The sequence below is a fragment of the Algoriella xinjiangensis genome (assembly GCF_900115015.1).
In the GTDB taxonomy this organism is placed as follows: Bacteria; Bacteroidota; Bacteroidia; order Flavobacteriales; family Weeksellaceae; genus Empedobacter; species Empedobacter xinjiangensis.
In genome coordinates, this window is sequence record NZ_FOUZ01000012.1 from 65746 (window position 1) to 83582 (window position 17837).

Genomic DNA, 17837 nt, shown 5'->3' on the forward strand with positions numbered 1-17837 from the left:
ATTTTAAAACAAAAAAACAAATGAAAAATATTGTTTTATTAGTCTGTTTTACACTCAATTTTATAAGTTGTACAAACAATGATATTGACAGAGGAATTCCTATTAATGAAAAATATGAGTTAAAATATCCGTCCTATTTTCCTTCGTTAACTTTTGATACAATTCGTTATCCACTTTCTAAAAATGGAATTGAGTTGGGTCGAAAATTATTTTATGATGGTCGTTTATCCCGTAATAATACGATTTCATGTGGATTTTGTCACATTCAAGAAAATGCATTTACGCATCACGGACACAATGTTAGCCACGGAATTGATGATCGTTTAGGGATTCGAAATGCGCCTGCAATTCAGAATTTAGCGTTTCTAAATCGCTTTATGTGGGACGGCGTAATTCATGATTTGGCGCAACAATCTATCTCGCCAATTTCTAACGAAGATGAGATGGATTCGTCTATTGAAGAAATTGTGTCTAAACTTAAAAATGACACCAATTATCGTACTTTATTTAAAAGTGTTTTTGGAGATGAAAACATAAATGGCGAACGAATTTTGAATGCACTTGGGCAATTTATGGCAGCAATGATTTCTTCAAATTCGCGCTACGATGCTTTTCTAAAAAAGGAAGGAAATTTAACTGATGAGGAAAAATATGGAATGAATTTATTTCAGCAAAAATGTTCTTCTTGCCATAATGGTGCATTATTTACCGATGAAACTTTTCGAAATACGGGGCAATATTATGATGCACAATACAAAGATGGCGGGCGTTTTCGAGTGACTTTAGATTCTGTAGATTTTATGAAATTTCGTGTTCCGAGTTTACGCAATATTGAGTTAACAAAACCATATATGCACGATGGTCGATTTTATAGTTTAGAGGCTGTTCTTAATTTTTATGATCAAAATGTAGAAAATCAAAAAAATCTTGATCCAATTTTAAAACAAAATGGACGAATCGGAATTCCGATGACCGAAAATGAAAAGAAAGCAATTATTACTTTTCTAAAAACATTAACTGATCAAAAATTTATTACTAATCCTGCTTTTGCAGAGTTCAATTAAAAATTATGTCAACAAGATATTTCAACTTCATTCTATTGCTATTTTTCTCAACATTTGGTTGGGCAAAAACGGATAATGATTCAATTTTACCATTCTATTTTACAGATACCGAGTTAGATTGTGATGCTTGCGGATGCGCTGCAACTTCGGCTTCAAATGGAATCGAAAATTTGATGGCATCTAATTTTATAGGTGTTCGATATTTTCATCAATTCTACAAAGCCAAAGAAAATGTATTTTCTAATCAACTTTCTCAAAAACAGAGTTTCAATACCATTCAATTATGGGCGAGAATTCCTATTCATAAAAAAATTGATGTTAGCGTAAGTTTGCCTTATCATTTTCATGAGAAAAATGGGCAAAATAAAACATCAATTTCAGGAATTGGAGATTTAAATGTGATGGGAATTATTAAGATTATTCAACCAAAAGAAACAACTCAATCAATTAAACAATCCTTATCAACAGCGGTTGGAGTTAAAATTCCGATTGCTAAATTTAATCAACAAAATGCAGAAACAACAAACCCTAGTTTTCAATTAGGAACTGGAAGTTGGGACACACAGTTTGCCTTAAATTATCAATTAACGTATTCTAATTCTTCTGTGCAATTTGTGACAGATTATAATTTGAAAGGAGAAAATAAAAAGCAATATAAATTTGGAAATCAATGGAATCAATTGGTTCAAATTCAGCATTTATTTGTTCAGAAAAACGTCAAATTATTAGGTAAAATTGGTTTTCAGAATGAACTTTATTATGCTAATGAACAATTTAATGAGAAAATCCCGAAATCAAAAGGTGATGCGCAATTTTTGAAATTTGGAGTTGAAGGCGCAAGTAATCGTTTTAATTATGGAATTGAATATTATCAACCCATAAAATCAAATTTAAACTCTGGCGAAGTCGAAATTAAAAATCGATTTGGTGTCTTTTTAAACTATAATTTAAGTAAATAATCAGACGAAAAAAAAGTAAAAACAAAAAGGTTGAGCGTTGCTCAACCTTTTTTATATTATTAAAATTAATTCGTTAAAATACTTTTCCGTCTTGTTTTGGTTGATTTGGTAAACCGTCTTGAAACTGCATTGACGCATGCGTACCGTCGCAAAAAGGTTTATTGGATGACTGTCCACAGCGGCAAATTGTTTGGCGATTTCTTACTTCATAAAACTCTCCTTTTGCACTTTTCAGTGGAATTCCGCCCCACAAAGCAATTGGTCCAGCCAACTTATTTCCGATATCTTCTATCAATCCTAAAACAACTTCTTGCTTTTCAGATTCAATCGGTTGATTGTTTTTATCCCAAACAATTAATCGTCCACTTGGGCAATGATGCGCCATTTCGACACTCAAATTCACAGATTCTTGGTTATCATCTTCTATTTGATTCCAAACTCGTTTTCCATTGTCACAAAAACGCGCAAATGCACATAATTTTTCATCATCTGTTAAAGAAACTGCTGGTCCTTCTATCACTTCCGAAGATGCTAATTCTGGGTTAAATGTTGCATATTCTGTTAAATCGACACCATTTTCTGCTGCTTTTTTATGCGCACCATCACAATAAGGTTTATTTGCAGACAAACCACATCTACACAAATACGTTTTATCCTTCGTTTCGAATTCTTCGCCTTCTTTATAATTAACAGAAATTCCTTTCGAATTTGGCACAATAAATTGCTGAACTAATTTAGATTTTCCATGTAAAATATATGGTCCATTTTCGACAATTTCAACATAAATATTGTCTGGATTAAGGGTTGTGCCAATTTGGATATTTAATTTTGTATTGTCATCCATAATAATAGTTTTAAGATTGATTTTGACAACCTTAATTTAAAACTTCTTGTTATTAGAATGAGTATAAATTTAGTTATTTACGTGTTGATTTATAATCGTTAACAAATCATCGCCAAACTTTACTCCGTAATGTTTCCAAAGTAATTTTCCTTGATGAAAAAGCATTAATGTCGGAACGCCTTGCACTTGATACATCGCATCAAATTGTATGGTATTCAATTTATCTAAATCAACATCTATTTTTATAATTTCGACATGATTTGGCAATTTTGTTTGTAAATCATCTAAAATCTCAACTTGCATTTTACATGGCGCACACCAAGCGGCATAAAAATCAATTAAGTAAAATTTATCGCTTTGTATTTTCTCTAATAAATCCATTTTTATAACATTTCTTTAATTAATATAAATCCTGCAACAACTAAAATAAAATAACCAAAAATTGGTTTTAAACGTTTTGCATCAATTCGTTTTACAAGTTTATTTCCGATAATTATTCCGATTACAGATAAAATTGTCATTCCGATTAATAAACTCCAATTTAATTGATAAAATTGTTCATAATCACTTCCAAATCCCATTATCGAGTTAATTGCAACAATAAATAATGAGGTTGCAACTGCATTTTTCATCGGAACTTTGGCAAAAATAACTAAACCTGGAATAATTAAAAATCCACCACCTGCGCCCAAAATTCCTGACACAAAACCTATAATTAAACCTTGAAAAACCAATAATAAAATGTTTTTCTCCATCTTTTTACCACAATCTATACAGTCTTGTTGTTTATTGGTAATCATGCTAAATGCGGCAAGAATCATGATGATTGCAAAGACCATCATTAGCATAAAATCTTTATGAAAAACACCAAATGATAAACTTATTTCGGTCGGAATTTGAGGCATTAAAAATTGTCGGGTCAAAACCATTGAAATAACAGATGGAACACCAAAAAGAATAACTAATTTAAAATTAACAAAACCTTCTTTTATCTTCGAAACACTTCCTATTAACGAAGTTATTCCGATAATAAATAGCGAATAACTTGTTGCATGCACAGCGTCAATCCCAAATAAATAAACCAAATTTGGTACAGTTAAAATAGATCCTCCACTTCCTATCATTCCCAATGTTACACCAACTATTAGTGTAACAAAATATCCTAAAATTTGTAACATTATTTGTTCTATTTTCTACTTCAAATGTCGGAATAGATACACTATTTGGCAGTTACATTTGTTACACAAGACAACTAAATTGAAGCAATATTTTACTCTTAATTCATAAAAAAATGAGTTTCGAAAAACTCGAAACCCATTTTGTAAACCAAATTATTATATTATTTATTTTTAAAAATTTATATCAGATTCCAAGGACCACCGTTGATGGTATCAAAACCTTTTTCTCTTAAAATAATCGCTGCTTGTCCACTTCTTGCACCGCTTCTACAAACAGTTACAATTGCTTTTTGATTGTCTAATTCGTTCAATCTACTTTTCAAAACCTGCAATGGAATATTTACCGATTTTGGATGATGACTATCCGAAAATTCGGCTTCGGTGCGGACATCCAATAAAATTGCACCGTTATTTAAATATTCTTCTGTATTAGAATTTGACATCATCATTTTAATTATCTTTTTAAAAAACATCTAAATTTATTTTACCAATGGTTTTTGTTTCATTTTCCAATCTGCCATTCCCGCACTATAATTTTCGACCTGAAAACCTTTTGATTCTAAAAAACTTTGAGCAATAGTTGCTCTATCACCAGCTTGACAATGCAATGCTATTTTTTTAGTTGCATCTAATTTGCTCCAATTATTTTTTAAATGACCAACAAAAATATGTTTTGCTCCTTTTATATGACCTTCTTTAAATTCGGTTTCAGCACGAACATCTAAAATCTGAACCTCATCATTATCAATAGATTTTTGCATGATTTCCGCATCAATAATTGTAGATTTCTGAGTTTCTAAATCACCAGAAAACAATGCTGAAGGTGTGATATAACCGTAAATATTATCTAAACCAATTCGCATTAATTTTCGCGTAACATCGTCCACATTTTTTTCATCAACAATCAAAACAATAGGAACTTCGTACGTTAACATCCAACCCATCCATGTATTAAATGATTTATTATTCTGAATATTTAATGTTTGAGGAATATGTGCATTTGCAAACTCAGTTTTAAGACGAGTATCAATCACTTTCATTCCAAAGTTTTTTGCTTTTTCGAATTCAATTAATGATAAATTACTCAATTTTGGAACTTCAATTAAAAGCGGACGTTTTGTTTTATTCAACTTTTTCATCATTGCAAAATAAGACGGCGCTTCTGGTTGATCTGCCAATAAATAAGTTGTAAAATCTTTCTCGTTCTCTTCAAATTGCAACGCCCAGTTTCTTATTTTTTCATAACCAACCGTAGAACTTGCAACTGCACCCAAAGATTTTCCACAAGCCGATCCTGCACCATGCGCTGGCCAAACCTGAAGATAATCTGGCAAAGCATGAAACTTTTTAAGCGATTGAAACATTTGTTGTGCGCCAATTTCTTTTGTACCAATTAAACCCGCAGCTTCTTCTAATAAATCTGGTCGACCAATATCGCCAACAAATACAAAATCTCCCGTAAAAATCATAACAGGTTCTTTTGTTGCAGGTGTATCTGTTAGTAAAAAACTGATACTTTCTGGTGTATGACCTGGCGTGTGAAGAACTTCGAAAATTAAATTACCGACCGTTATTTTATCGCCATCACGCAAACCAATATGTTCAAAATCATACTGCCAATTTTTGCCTCCTTCATTAGAAAGATACATTTTTGCGCCCGTTACATACGCCAATTCTTGACTACCCGAAAGATAATCTGCATGAATATGCGTTTCGGCGATATGTGTAATTTTTAAATTGTTTTCTTCTGCGATTTGTAAATACGTATCAATATCTCTTTTAGGATCGATAACAATAGCTTCTCCCGCAACTTGACAGCCTATTATGTAACTTGAATGCGCTAGAGATTTCTCGAAAATGTGTTGAAAAAACATACTTTATATTTTATGATTAAACCTTTTTTTATGATTGTATTACAAAGATAGTCGCACAAAAAATAGTGTACAGTAACAAGTGTTACACTTAGAAAATTAGTAAAAACGAAGAATTAAAATCAATGAAATAATCGAAATCAAAATCCATAAAATAGTTGCAAAAGAGATGGTTTTGAAACCTGCTTTTTTAATAGCTTCTAAATTAATCATAGAACCAATCATAAATAATGAAACTACCATTGCTTGTTTTGAGATTGATTGCAATATTTTATAAAGATTTTCTCCTTCCGGTAAATAAGTTGCGATTAACATTGTTGCAATAAATCCGAAAATAAAATATGGAAATTTGAATGATGAATCTTCGTTTTTATTGAAATAACTAATGATGATTGCCAAAGGAAAAATCCACAATGTTCGGCTTAATTTTACTGTTGTTGCAACATGTAAAGCTTCATCTCCATAAATTTTTGCTGCACCAACTACCGAACTTGTATCGTGAATTGCAATGGCAGACCAAAGTCCGAATTGATATTGGCTTAATTGAAAAAAATGTCCGATATACGGAAATATAAGAAGTGCAATTGCATTTAGAATAAAAACGGCGGCTAATGCAATGGTGATTTCGGTTGATTTTGGTTTCAAAACAGAAGAAATTGCAGCAATGGCGCTACCTCCGCAAATTGCCGTTCCCGAAGTAATTAACAACGATGTATTTTTATTGATTTTTAAGATTTTAAAAAAGATAAAACCTAATGTAAAAACGCTTATTACAGAGATAAAAGTTAGAAGAAAACCATCTTTACTTACCGAAACAGCTTCGTGAAGATTTAATCCTAAACCCAAACCAATTATCGCTGTATTTAGTAGCTTTTTAGAATATTTCTTAGAAAATGATGAGAACGAATTTTGAAAAATTAACCCATAAACAATTCCTAAAACTAAAGCTATCGAAGAATTAATAAAAGGAAAAAAAGTGAGTAGCAATAAGCCAAAATAAAATAGTCGTGCAATCATTATTCAAAATACACAACAAAGATATAATGGATAATTTAATGAATATGTAACTTATGTTACAGAAGACCTGAATACAAAAACTTTCCAACTAATGAAATTAACACTCATCGGTTGGAAAGTTATTATTAATATAAAATAATTATTAGTTTTTATTAAACGATTTTAATGATCCATCTGCATTAAAATAACCCGAAAAAGATTCGCGCGTTCCATCAATATTTGTAAACCATTGTCCCGTTTGGTTCATTACATTATAGTTGTAATAAACGGTTTTACTAACTTTTGCACCTTCAACTTCTTTTGCTTTTTGCTCTAGTTGTTCAATAATTTTAGCAACAGTTTCAAACTTAATTGTATTCAAAGGAAACACATTATCTTTCATATCTCCACCACCAGAAATTTGCATTGCAACAGGCTCCGACCATTTTCCGTCTTTGTACGTATATTCGTCAATATTTTGTGGCTTTTCTGGATCTTGTAAAGAAACAATGATACGACCATCCTCGTAGAAATAAATTTTCTGAAAAACATTAATCTCTTTTCCTTTAAACTTTGGTAAATCCTTCAATGCAGTTTCAGCTTTTGCAAGTGCCGCAGCATTTGTAGTTAATTCAGCTCCAGCATCAGTTGTTTCTGTAGTTTCACTTTCTTTTCCTGCTACAGAATCGTTTGTTGTATTCTCTACTTTTTCAGAAGATTCTTTGTCTTTTTTATTGTCTCCACAAGAAAATAAAATTCCAATTGAAAGAAGTGTAATTGATGTTAAAAATATCTTTTTCATAAATTTAAATTTAGTTAAGACAAACTTAGATTTATCTCGACCAAATAAAATCACTACAAATAGCGGTTTCGCACAAAAAAACCTCAACCATTACTGATTGAGGTTCTTGTATAATCTAATTTGATTTTTAATTAATTGTAATCACATTACGGTTTAATTGTAAAAAACCTTCTTTTTCTAAAGCTTTCAACAATCGCGAAATTACCACTCGCGAAGAATTTAATTCGTACGCAATTTCTTGATGTGTTTTGTTGACAAGATTTCCGTTATTGATACTTGCTACATCTAACAAATATTTTTTTAAGCGCGCATTCATATCATTAAACGCAAGATTATCTATCGCCACCAACATTTCGTCTAAACGATTATTATAACTATCAAAAATAAACTTTCGCCACGAAGCATATTTTGCCAACCATTCGTCCATTTTATTAATCGGAATCATCACTAATTCTCCATTAGTTTCGGCAATTGCTTTTATTTTACTTTGTTTATCGCCCAAACAACACGCCATTGTCATGGCACAGGTATCACCTTTTTCAAGAAAATAAAGCAATAACTCACCTTCATCAAAATCTTCTCTCATAATCTTGATTGCTCCATTCAATAAAATTGGCATTCCTTTGATGTATTGATTCAAATCAATCAAAATATCATTGCTTTTAAATTCGACTAAAGCGCCTAATTCTTCAATTTCATTTAGCAATTCGTCTTCAAATTGAGCCGGATAAGTTGCTTCTATTTTCTCTTTTATCATGGGTTAATGTGGGATTTTATCTTTAATAATTCCGTACAAATATGTTCCTAAAAGTGCACCTATAATTACGATAATAATTGGATAAACTCCTGCGCCTAATAAGACAAAAATTGGTCCTGGACATGCGCCAACTAACGCCCAACCTAATCCAAAAAATATTCCGCCAATTAAATAACGTGCAATTGATTTGTTTTTTGGTTGAATAACAATTGGTTTTCCATCAACATCTTTTGCTTCTTTCTTTTTCATGATTTGTATTCCTATCAAACCTACAACCAATGCAGATCCGATGAAACCGTACATGTGAAAAGATTGAAAATTAAACATTTCATAAATTCTGAACCAAGACGCCGTTTCGGCTTTGTACATTGTTACACCAAATATAACACCTAAAACGATATAAACTAAACTTCTCATTTTTAAAAAATTAAAGGGAATAAAACGTGAACCATTAATAATCCACCAATAAAAAAACCGGTTACTGCAATTAACGATGGCATTTGCAAATCGCTCAAACCAGAAATTGCATGACCAGATGTACAACCGCCTGCGTAGCGTGTTCCGAAACCAACTAATAATCCGCCAACTAGTAATAAAACGATGTTTTTAAGTGACATTGTTTCAAAAATTTCGGTTGGAGAATATGCTTTTCCAGCACTTTCAAAACCCATTGTTTGTAATTTGGCAATTGTAGCATCAGAAATTGCGGGAATTTGATTTTCAGATAAAAAATGTACCGAAATATATCCGCCCAAAACTGCGCCAACTAAAAATAATAAATTCCATTTTTGAGCCTTCCAATTAAAGTCGAAAAAATCGCATGATTTTCCTGCGCCAATAGCCGAACAAATTGTTCTGAAATTAGACGAAAAACCAAAACTTTTTCCGAAATAAATCAACAAAAGCATTACAATTGCTATAATTGGTCCGCCAATATACCAAGGCCAAGGTTGTGTTATAAATTCCATTTTATACTTATTTTATTTTCTTTCTTATAATATGTTACAAAATTGCGCATTCTATTTCATTTGCAAAGTTACTTATGTTACACATCAATTTATTTTCTATTTATAAAGCTAAAAATTGATGAATTACAGATAATTATTTTGTTGAAATGATAGATAAATGTAAATAATATTTGTCATTCAGAATAAAGCGAAGCCGAATGAAAAATCTCTTAGATTTAGAATTTTAACTGTGTTTTATTTTTAGATTTCTCCCTTCTCGAAATGACAGAGCTTTAATTATGCTAGAAAATAAATATGCATTTAATTTTTTAACTAAAATTCAAGAAAATAATCTATCAAGAACTTCGACGTTTTAATTACTTTTGACCTGAAATGAAAAAAATCAATAAACGAAAAGTTCTTAAACGAATGATTTACATCTTACTTACTATCATATTAATACTTTCTGTTGCTACATTTTTGGTCTTACAAAAAGACGATTTTGGAGCCGAACCATCTGGAAAAAGATTGGAACGAATGCAACAATCAAAACTTTATAAAGACGGACAATTTCAGAATATACATCACACGCCTGCTGTAACAGAAGGTTATTCGATGACAAAAGTTTCGATGGAATTTTTATTTGGTAAAAGTGACCCAAAATTAAAACCGCAAGATAGTATTCCGCATATACAAACCGATTTAAAGAAAATTCCGAAGTCAGAAAATATTTTTATTTGGTTGGGACATTCATCTTATTACATTCAATTAGATGGTGTTAATTTTTTAATTGATCCCGTTTTTAGTAAATATGGTTCGCCTTTACCAATTTTTAATAAAGCTTTTAAAGGTGCAGATACGTATCAACCAAAAGATTTTCCTGCGATTGATTATTTAGTGATTACGCATGATCATTACGATCATTTAGATTATCCAACTGTAAAAGAATTGCGTACAAAAGTTGACAAAGTTATTTTGCCTTTGGGCGTTGGTGCACATTTTGAGAAATGGAATTATAAACCAGAACAACTTATTGAGGAAGAATGGAACACAGAAGTTGCACTAAAAAATGGTTTGAAAATAATTTATACGCCAGCAAGACATTTTTCTGGTCGAAAATTTAAACGAAATACAACACTTTGGACTTCTTATGTTTTAGAATCGTCTACTCAAAAAATATTTTTAGGTGGTGATAGTGGATACGACACACATTTTAAAGAAATTGGTGATAAATATGGTCCATTTGATTTTGCAATTTTAGAAAACGGACAATATAATGACGCTTGGAAATATATACATGCGTTGCCAACAGATATGCCAAAAATTATTAGTGAGCTAAAAGCCAAACACATTGTTCCTGTACATTCGGGTAAATTTGCCTTGGCAAGACATGCTTGGGACGAGCCATTAATCAAAATTAAAGAGAACGGAAAGAAGGATAATTTTGATATTTTGACGCCAATGATTGGCGAACCTTTACTTTTGAAAGATTCTGTTTTCAGTTTTAAAGAATGGTGGCACAAATAAAATCAATACTTCCGAATATTATTCGATAATAATCTGTAAAAAATTAATAATATTCAAATTTATTAATTTAAGATAAGTTTAAAATGAATTATCGTCAGAAAACAAATAATAATATGTAATTTCGCTAACTGAAAATTTAACTTTAAACAAAAAATTTAAACAAATGGAACTGAATAGAGAACGTCTATTAGGATTGGTGCAAAAATATGGTGCGCCATTGTATGTATATGATGCGAATAAAATAAAATCGCAGTATGATAAGATGACAAATGCATTTTCTACAGTCAAACGTTTAAAGTTAAATTATGCATGCAAATCGAATACAAATCTAAATATCTTAAAGTATTTTAAATCGCTTGGTTCAGGATTGGATACAGTTTCTATTCAAGAAGTAGAATTAGGATTATTAGCAGGTTTTAAACCAAAAGAAATTATTTACACGCCAAATGGTGTTTCGTACGAAGAAATCAAAAAAGTGGTTGCTTTAGGTGTTCGTATCAACATTGATAATTTATCAGTTTTAGAAACTTTTGGTCAAGATTTTCCTAAATATCCAGTTTGTGTTCGTATTAATCCGCACATTATGGCAGGTGGAAATGCAAACATTTCGGTAGGACATATCGATTCTAAATTCGGAATTTCTATTCATCAATTACCACATATCAAACGTGTTGTAGAAAATACAGGTTTACATTTAGACGGTGTTCACATGCACACGGGTTCTGATATTTTGGATATTGACGTATTTTTACAAGGAGCAGAAATTTTATTTGAAGTTGCGGCAGAATTTAAAAATTTAACTTACATCGATTTCGGATCTGGATTTAAAGTTCCTTATTATCCTGGAGCTGATGAAACGGATCTTGATTATTTAGGAGAACGTTTAGCTGCACGTTTCAATGAATTTGAAAAAGCGTACGGAAAACCATTAACATTGATGTTTGAGCCAGGAAAATACATGGTTTCGGAAGCAGGAAGTTTCTTAGCAACCGTAAATGTAATTAAACAAACAACATCTACTGTTTTTGCAGGAATTGACACTGGTTTTAATCATTTAATTCGTCCGATGTTTTATAGCGCTCATCACGAAATCGAAAATATTTCGAATCCAGAAGGTCGTTCTCGTTATTACACAGTTGTTGGATATATTTGCGAAACGGATACATTTGGTTCAAATCGTAAAATAAATGAGATTAGCGAAGGTGATGTTTTATGTTTCCATAATGCGGGTGCATATTGCTTTTCTATGGCTTCTAACTACAATTCTCGTCTAAAACCTGCGGAAGTTTTATTGATTGATGACAAAGATTATTTGATTCGTCGTCGCGAAACTTTACAAGATATTTTAGCAACAACAGAAGATATTAAGTTTTAAAAAAACACTTAACAATATAAATTAAAAACGCTCAATCTACAGATTGAGCGTTTTTTTATTTTGATAAACGAACTGGCTTACTTAAAAATACTTCGTGTAAGACTCCTCGAATAAGATTTTCACTAAAAATTCTATCATCATCATATTTATACGGAATTCTATCATCTTGTTTATTTAAAGGAGAGATTATTACAGCACTTTTTAAAGCTGATAAATAACTTAAATTATTCGTTACTAATTCGTTACTTTTCTCCAACGATAAATCCTGTTTTGATGTTTTAAAATAGTTAGGAGATTTATAATAATCATTCACAACATCTAGTTTTACATCATTTGATACAACTTCTTTTTCTGTTTGAGAGAAAAGAAAAATAGGAAATAAAAAAAATAGAAAATTCTTCATATTAATGTAATAGTATAACAACTTAAACTTACGAAATAATTTCTGAAATATCTAAAAATAAAACGTTTAGCTATTAATCTTTAAAAATTTTCATTCGTCCAACCATCAAAAGCATAATTAAACCAAAACATGCAAATAATGCATAAGAATAACGTAAATCGAAAGCTTCGGCAATGTATCCAATTAATGGTGGTCCCATTAAAAATCCTAAGAAAGATATGCTCGAAACCATTGCTAAAGCAACACCTGGATTTACATTTTTATTTTTTCCTGCAACACTATAAACAATCGGAACGTTACACGCAACGCCTAATCCAACCATCATAAACGCCAATGTACAAATCATAAATTGTGGTACGAAAACAGATAACATCAATCCTGAAAACATTAAAAGTCCACTAAATTGCATTACTCGTTGCTTGCCATATTTACCTACAAAATAATCGCCTACAAAACGACCTGTCGCCATCATAATCATAAAAGATGCATAACCAACAACCACTAAATTTGTAGGAGCTTTTACAATATCCTGAAAATAAACACCGCTCCAATCAAACATTGCGCCTTCTGTCGCCATACTTAAAAAACCGATTACACCTAATTGAATTAATGTAGGATCTGGTTTAGAAAAAATTGATTTCTTTTCTTTCGATTGAACTGTGGTTGATGCAACCAAAAATTTATTATTCACAAACCAATTAATCACAATTAACACATAAATAATCACAAAATGATAGAATGTATTTATATGTAAATTCATCATCAATAAACCTATCAAAGCACCCGTAAAACCGGCAATACTCCATGCGCCGTGAAATGATGACATAATTGATTTTCCATAAACTTTTTCTACTTCTACTCCTTGTGTATTTACCGAAATATTACACATATTTCCAATTACTCCAAAAAAGAATAAAACGGTTGCTAATTGATAAAAATCTTGCGCTAAACCAATACAGCACAAAACAAGCGGATATATTAAAACAACTATTTTCAGCACATTTTTACTTCCGTATTTTGCTACTAATTTTCCTGATAAAGCCATCGTGCATAATTGCCCTATTGGCATTAACAGTAATAATGTACCTAATTGTCCTTCGGAAATACCTAAATTTTGTTTGATTGTTGGAATTCTACTTGCCCAAGAAGAAAAAGCTAATCCTTGAGAAAAATAAAATAATGAAACAGCTAAGCGTATTCTATTTTTTTGTTTTGATGTATATTCTGACGTCGAAATCATGGCTTGTATTTATTATTTTGCAAAATTAATTGGTTATTTATTCTAAAAGGTAAATTTATTTGAAAAATATTTTACTGATTATCATCTTTTTAAAAGATAATTTCAAAATATTCTATTTTAGAGTTTGGAAAAACAAAAAACCGCTCTATATTTGCACTCGCAATAACGCACTGCGTTGTTGGAGAGTTGGCAGAGTGGTCGAATGCGGCAGTCTTGAAAACTGTTGAGGGTCACACCTCCGGGGGTTCGAATCCCTCACTCTCCGCTAAATAAAAATCCTCGAACATTGTTCGAGGATTTTTTTATTGTATATATTTATATTAAAATAAATTATTTCATTTCCAGAAATTCCAAACTTTACCATCAAAAATAGCAATAGTTTTAGATTTTGTATCGTAAGCAATCATACCTGGATATGGTGAATTAACATTTGTTACTGGATCATTAATACGAGGTAAAACCAATGCTTTATCATCAGATTCTAAAACAAGTACGCCTTCGGCATTAGACGAATCTGCACCTACAATTACACCATCTCCATTATCGGTAGAATTATTTGTTATTAACGAAGATAATTCTCCTTCTTCAGAAAGATTAACCCAATTATTGTTTTCAAACATTTTGACTTTTTTATCTGATTGATCAAGGATAAAAGTTCCGTTAGTTGGCGATGTTTGTGCATTGATATTTGCAGGAAGAATAATACCTCGCGTGTCATTATCTTGAAACTGCATAAGTGTAGATTGATTAGATAAAACAGCAGACTCATCTGTTGCGATTATAAACTGAGCTTTCGCCTCATTCATTACAAGTGTAATGAATAAGAAAATGTATATATATTTTTTCATTGATTTTTTGTTTAAATGTTACAGGCTTTTTTGATACAATTCCACGTTGTACCGTTGTATAGTTTGACGCAATTATCTACGGTATCGTAAATAATCATTCCTTCTAAAGGAAATTTGACATTTGCTGTTGTAGTACGACTAATTACCATTCCTTTAGAACTAGAATCTAAAGAAATAAATCCATTAGGAATATTATTTGGCCAAGCTTCATTTTTTTTGCTGTAAGTTGAAATTCCAACATTTGTAAAACCATTTGGCGTACCAAGTGTTGGATTTTGCGTACATATTGAAGAATTATTTTGAAAAGTAATTATCGCTGAAGAACACACACCAATTAAATTACAAATTTGATATCTTAAAGGTTCTGTAGGTATAACAAAACTTGGCGCAACCGTAATTTCACCCGTTTCTGTATTTAGAGTAATTCCTTCGGCCCATTCGCCAATTGTACTTATTGTTGCATTTTTATTTACTCCATTCAGATTAACTGTTTTACCATCACTTCCGTACGTATCGTTTGTAAGTAAACTAAAAATTGATGTTCCTGTAGATAAATCAAAGTTATCATCGTTTGCTTTTATAATATTGTCTATGGTTTCTGTAGATCCGCAATCAATTACATTACCACCATCTACTACTTCTTCTAAAATAATATCATCTACATAAAAATCATTACCACCATCAGCTTTTACATTATTACGTAATGCAATCGCAATATTAGTACAAGACTCACTCGCTGGCATTTTAAAAATCCATGATTTCTGCTCCCAATTATTAGCCTTTACTAGACGCATAACATTATTAGACCATCCTTCAAAATTCGTTATATTTAAATCTTTATTTGAAGAACCTAAAACCGTTTCCGTTAAAATATCTTGTGCTTCAAAATTAACTCCTACATTATTGTTTCCATTTCCATAAAACCAAGCCGAAATTTTGTACGATTTATTCGGTTTTAATTCAACTACACGACGATAATACTGATTAAGAACAAGTCCTCCATTTACGGCAAGCACAGCTCCATCAAGAGATTCATCTGTATGATTTGTTATTTTTTCCCACCATGATCCTTGCCAAAAATTTGATCCATCGGGTGCATTTTTCGTAAAATTGTAAATAGAACTTGGAGCAATTACAGCATAATTACCATTATCAATATTCCATATATCTTGATTTGCTTTTTCTCTTGTTATAGTGCTAGGATTTGGACTAACATCAAAATAAGTATTTGCTAAATTATAGAAACTTGAACCATGAGGAAAAGTTCCCAATCCATTATCTTTACCAGATTGTGGTACATATTGCGAAGCTAAACGCTCTGTTGTTTTACCAAAATCTTCTCGATAAATAATTTTATTTGTTTGACTATAAAGCAAACTTAATCCCATAAAATAGCTTATGAAAAAGCATATTTTTTTCATCATCATTTTTCTAATTTTAAATCATATTTTTATGCAATACAAAAAGTGAAGTAATGTGTGTATTTACAAGTAAAATATATCGACTATTATTCTAAACCGACGCAAAATTAAAATTGTTTCTTGTAACATTCCTTTATCAGAAATGTTAAAATTATTAAAAATCAACTAATTACAATTAAGTTAAAAATAATTAACTAATTATAAAACTATTAAATCATTCAATAAAAACTGATTACAAAATGCAACTTACAAATAGTGATAATGGTCATACTTTACATCATTCACAGATAGAATCGTATGATGAAAAATGGATTGTTTATGACACAAGAAATGATGATACTAAAATTGGAGAAACAAATTCCATCGAAATTTTAAACACCGAAACTTTAGAAATTAAAACTATTTATACGACCAAAAATCAAACAAAATATGGTCTTGGAGTTGGTGCGGCATCTTTTTCTTATTTAGAAAATAAAGTTATTTTTATTCATGGAATTCAAAATTCTAACGAAAAAAATCCATATTCTGCAACTAGAAGAACTGGTGTTGCTGTAGAAATTAATCAACCTCAACAACCCATTTTCATGGATGCACGTAATATTTATCCACCATTTACAAACGGCGCTTTACGCGGCGGAACGCATTCGCATTCTTGGAAAGAAGATAAAAATTGGATTAGTTTTACCTATAACGATTATGTTTTGGAGCAAGAAGCAGTGCGTAATCCAACTGTAAAAGATCAGCGCGTAGTTGGAATGATGTTTCCGAAAAAAGTAAAAGTTCCATTGGATGAAAATTTAGAGAATAATAATGGAGAAATGTTTGCTATTATTATTTCAGAAGTTGTTACAAATGCTAAAAATGGAAGTGATGAAATAGAAAAAGCATTTGATGAATGTTGGATAAAAGGCAAGAATCAACTTGCTTTTCAAGGGCACGTACGTGATGAAAATGGAGAATTAAAAACTGAACTATTTATTGCACAATTACCAGAAGAAATTATAATTTCTGAAAATGATGATTTAAAAGGTTCGCAAACAAAAATGCCTCAAGTTCCAAAATGTATTACACAGAAAAGAATCACATTTACAGAAAAAGGTATCAGTAATTTTCGTCATTGGTTGCGTTCTTCGCCAAATGGAGAAATTATCTACTTTTTGATGGAAGACAATCTAAACGTTACTCAAGTTTTTGGTGTTAATACGAATGATTTAAATATAAATCAATATACTTTTTTAGAAAAATCAATACATTCTCCGTTCAATATTTCGAAAGACGGAAAATACGCTGTGTTCTTTAGTGATGAAAAAATTATGATGACACATCTTTCCGAAAAAAATTCTAAACTAATATATGATTCTAAATTATTCAATAATATATTGACGGGAATTCCTCATTTTTCTAATAACGGAAAAAAAATCTATTTTAATCAATTTGTACCGAATAAATTAAACAAAGAATTTATTCAAATATTTAGTTTAGACGTTTTATCACCATCATAATTGTGTTAAAATTGTGATTTTTCTCATTTTTTATTTTGTTAATACAAAATAATATTCTAATTTTAGTACAGATACTTAACCGAACCTAAGGTCTATACTCAGA

At 30.8% G+C, this 17837-nt stretch carries 19 protein-coding genes and 1 tRNA gene; 6 read left to right on the forward strand and 14 right to left on the reverse strand.

The window, feature by feature from the left end:
- The first annotated feature begins 20 nt into the window (after positions 1–20).
- Together BM072_RS12035 and BM072_RS12040 are read left to right on the forward strand one after the other, a co-directional pair.
- A complete protein-coding gene (locus BM072_RS12035; RefSeq protein WP_092908925.1) occupies positions 21–1064 on the forward strand; it encodes a cytochrome-c peroxidase in 1044 nt (347 codons plus the stop codon).
- A 5-nt stretch (positions 1065–1069) separates the two neighbouring features.
- Complete coding sequence (locus tag BM072_RS12040; RefSeq protein WP_092908926.1) at positions 1070–2023, forward strand: hypothetical protein; 954 nt, start codon at positions 1070–1072, stop codon at positions 2021–2023.
- 73 nt (positions 2024–2096) lie between these two features.
- Here BM072_RS12040 and BM072_RS12045 read toward each other — a convergent pair whose 3' ends face one another.
- From BM072_RS12045 to BM072_RS12090, 10 genes are all read right to left on the reverse strand, one after another.
- A complete protein-coding gene (locus BM072_RS12045; protein ID WP_092908927.1) occupies positions 2097–2867 on the reverse strand; it encodes a CDGSH iron-sulfur domain-containing protein in 771 nt (256 codons plus the stop codon).
- A 69-nt stretch (positions 2868–2936) separates the two neighbouring features.
- Positions 2937–3248, reverse strand: coding sequence for a thioredoxin family protein (locus tag BM072_RS12050; RefSeq protein WP_092908928.1), 312 nt, complete (start codon positions 3246–3248; stop codon positions 2937–2939).
- Positions 3249–3250: 2 nt separating this feature from the next.
- Positions 3251–4045 (reverse strand): sulfite exporter TauE/SafE family protein, encoded by a 795-nt coding sequence (locus BM072_RS12055; protein WP_092908929.1) that lies wholly within the window; start codon positions 4043–4045, stop codon positions 3251–3253.
- Between the two features lie 179 nt (positions 4046–4224).
- Entirely contained in the window at positions 4225–4494 is a 270-nt protein-coding gene (locus BM072_RS12060) for a rhodanese-like domain-containing protein (protein WP_221405176.1), read from the reverse strand.
- A 30-nt stretch (positions 4495–4524) separates the two neighbouring features.
- Complete coding sequence (locus BM072_RS12065; protein WP_092908931.1) at positions 4525–5919, reverse strand: MBL fold metallo-hydrolase; 1395 nt, start codon at positions 5917–5919, stop codon at positions 4525–4527.
- A 96-nt stretch (positions 5920–6015) separates the two neighbouring features.
- Positions 6016–6933 (reverse strand): YeiH family protein, encoded by a 918-nt coding sequence (locus BM072_RS12070; RefSeq protein WP_092908932.1) that lies wholly within the window; start codon positions 6931–6933, stop codon positions 6016–6018.
- A 142-nt stretch (positions 6934–7075) separates the two neighbouring features.
- Complete coding sequence (locus tag BM072_RS12075; protein WP_092908933.1) at positions 7076–7714, reverse strand: hypothetical protein; 639 nt, start codon at positions 7712–7714, stop codon at positions 7076–7078.
- A 127-nt stretch (positions 7715–7841) separates the two neighbouring features.
- Positions 7842–8471, reverse strand: a complete 630-nt coding sequence (locus BM072_RS12080) for a Crp/Fnr family transcriptional regulator (RefSeq protein WP_092908934.1) — start codon at positions 8469–8471, stop codon at positions 7842–7844.
- Positions 8472–8474: 3 nt separating this feature from the next.
- Positions 8475–8888: a DUF6691 family protein gene (locus BM072_RS12085; protein ID WP_092908935.1), complete on the reverse strand. Its 414-nt coding sequence runs from the start codon at positions 8886–8888 to the stop codon at positions 8475–8477.
- 2 nt (positions 8889–8890) lie between these two features.
- A complete protein-coding gene (locus tag BM072_RS12090; RefSeq protein WP_092908936.1) occupies positions 8891–9439 on the reverse strand; it encodes a YeeE/YedE family protein in 549 nt (182 codons plus the stop codon).
- Positions 9440–9811: 372 nt separating this feature from the next.
- Here BM072_RS12090 and BM072_RS12095 point away from each other — a divergent pair, with 372 nt between their 5' ends.
- Positions 9812–10945 (forward strand): MBL fold metallo-hydrolase, encoded by a 1134-nt coding sequence (locus BM072_RS12095; RefSeq protein WP_092908937.1) that lies wholly within the window; start codon positions 9812–9814, stop codon positions 10943–10945.
- A gap of 163 nt (positions 10946–11108) precedes the next feature.
- A complete protein-coding gene (gene lysA / locus BM072_RS12100) occupies positions 11109–12320 on the forward strand; it encodes a diaminopimelate decarboxylase (RefSeq protein ID WP_092908938.1) in 1212 nt (403 codons plus the stop codon).
- Positions 12321–12375: 55 nt separating this feature from the next.
- On the opposite strand, the gene BM072_RS12105 is transcribed toward lysA, so the two are convergent.
- Both BM072_RS12105 and BM072_RS12110 read right to left on the reverse strand, forming a co-directional pair.
- Positions 12376–12723: a hypothetical protein gene (locus tag BM072_RS12105; protein WP_092908939.1), complete on the reverse strand. Its 348-nt coding sequence runs from the start codon at positions 12721–12723 to the stop codon at positions 12376–12378.
- Between the two features lie 73 nt (positions 12724–12796).
- On the reverse strand, positions 12797–13963 hold the full coding sequence (locus tag BM072_RS12110) for an MFS transporter (RefSeq protein ID WP_092908940.1): 1167 nt from the start codon (positions 13961–13963) through the stop codon (positions 12797–12799).
- A 180-nt stretch (positions 13964–14143) separates the two neighbouring features.
- Here BM072_RS12110 and BM072_RS12115 point away from each other — a divergent pair.
- Positions 14144–14228 (forward strand) — tRNA-Ser (locus BM072_RS12115).
- A gap of 70 nt (positions 14229–14298) precedes the next feature.
- Here BM072_RS12115 and BM072_RS12120 read toward each other — a convergent pair.
- Both BM072_RS12120 and BM072_RS12125 read right to left on the reverse strand, forming a co-directional pair.
- On the reverse strand, positions 14299–14811 hold the full coding sequence (locus BM072_RS12120) for a hypothetical protein (RefSeq protein ID WP_092908941.1): 513 nt from the start codon (positions 14809–14811) through the stop codon (positions 14299–14301).
- A gap of 11 nt (positions 14812–14822) precedes the next feature.
- Entirely contained in the window at positions 14823–16199 is a 1377-nt protein-coding gene (locus tag BM072_RS12125; RefSeq protein WP_092908942.1) for a hypothetical protein, read from the reverse strand.
- Between the two features lie 272 nt (positions 16200–16471).
- Here BM072_RS12125 and BM072_RS12130 point away from each other — a divergent pair, with 272 nt between their 5' ends.
- Positions 16472–17734, forward strand: a complete 1263-nt coding sequence (locus BM072_RS12130; RefSeq protein WP_092908943.1) for a DUF3748 domain-containing protein — start codon at positions 16472–16474, stop codon at positions 17732–17734.
- Positions 17735–17837: the final 103 nt, after the last annotated feature.

Excerpts from the sequence above, each read along its gene's own strand:
- BM072_RS12060 (WP_221405176.1), bottom strand. The coding sequence starts at position 4,494 with ATGATGATGTCAAATTCTAATACAGAAGAATATTTAAATAACGGTGCA.
- BM072_RS12120 (WP_092908941.1), bottom strand. The coding sequence starts at position 14,811 with ATGAAAAAATATATATACATTTTCTTATTCATTACACTTGTAATGAAT.
- BM072_RS12075 (WP_092908933.1), bottom strand. The coding sequence starts at position 7,714 with ATGAAAAAGATATTTTTAACATCAATTACACTTCTTTCAATTGGAATT.
- BM072_RS12095 (WP_092908937.1), top strand. The coding sequence starts at position 9,812 with ATGAAAAAAATCAATAAACGAAAAGTTCTTAAACGAATGATTTACATC.
- BM072_RS12080 (WP_092908934.1), bottom strand. The coding sequence starts at position 8,471 with ATGATAAAAGAGAAAATAGAAGCAACTTATCCGGCTCAATTTGAAGAC.
- BM072_RS12040 (WP_092908926.1), top strand. The coding sequence starts at position 1,070 with ATGTCAACAAGATATTTCAACTTCATTCTATTGCTATTTTTCTCAACA.
- BM072_RS12090 (WP_092908936.1), bottom strand. The coding sequence starts at position 9,439 with ATGGAATTTATAACACAACCTTGGCCTTGGTATATTGGCGGACCAATT.
- BM072_RS12045 (WP_092908927.1), bottom strand. The coding sequence starts at position 2,867 with ATGGATGACAATACAAAATTAAATATCCAAATTGGCACAACCCTTAAT.
- BM072_RS12055 (WP_092908929.1), bottom strand. The coding sequence starts at position 4,045 with ATGTTACAAATTTTAGGATATTTTGTTACACTAATAGTTGGTGTAACA.
- BM072_RS12085 (WP_092908935.1), bottom strand. The coding sequence starts at position 8,888 with ATGAGAAGTTTAGTTTATATCGTTTTAGGTGTTATATTTGGTGTAACA.
- BM072_RS12110 (WP_092908940.1), bottom strand. The coding sequence starts at position 13,963 with ATGATTTCGACGTCAGAATATACATCAAAACAAAAAAATAGAATACGC.
- BM072_RS12105 (WP_092908939.1), bottom strand. The coding sequence starts at position 12,723 with ATGAAGAATTTTCTATTTTTTTTATTTCCTATTTTTCTTTTCTCTCAA.
- BM072_RS12070 (WP_092908932.1), bottom strand. The coding sequence starts at position 6,933 with ATGATTGCACGACTATTTTATTTTGGCTTATTGCTACTCACTTTTTTT.
- BM072_RS12125 (WP_092908942.1), bottom strand. The coding sequence starts at position 16,199 with ATGGGATTAAGTTTGCTTTATAGTCAAACAAATAAAATTATTTATCGA.
- lysA (WP_092908938.1), top strand. The coding sequence starts at position 11,109 with ATGGAACTGAATAGAGAACGTCTATTAGGATTGGTGCAAAAATATGGT.
- BM072_RS12130 (WP_092908943.1), top strand. The coding sequence starts at position 16,472 with ATGCAACTTACAAATAGTGATAATGGTCATACTTTACATCATTCACAG.
- BM072_RS12050 (WP_092908928.1), bottom strand. The coding sequence starts at position 3,248 with ATGGATTTATTAGAGAAAATACAAAGCGATAAATTTTACTTAATTGAT.
- BM072_RS12065 (WP_092908931.1), bottom strand. The coding sequence starts at position 5,919 with ATGTTTTTTCAACACATTTTCGAGAAATCTCTAGCGCATTCAAGTTAC.
- BM072_RS12035 (WP_092908925.1), top strand. The coding sequence starts at position 21 with ATGAAAAATATTGTTTTATTAGTCTGTTTTACACTCAATTTTATAAGT.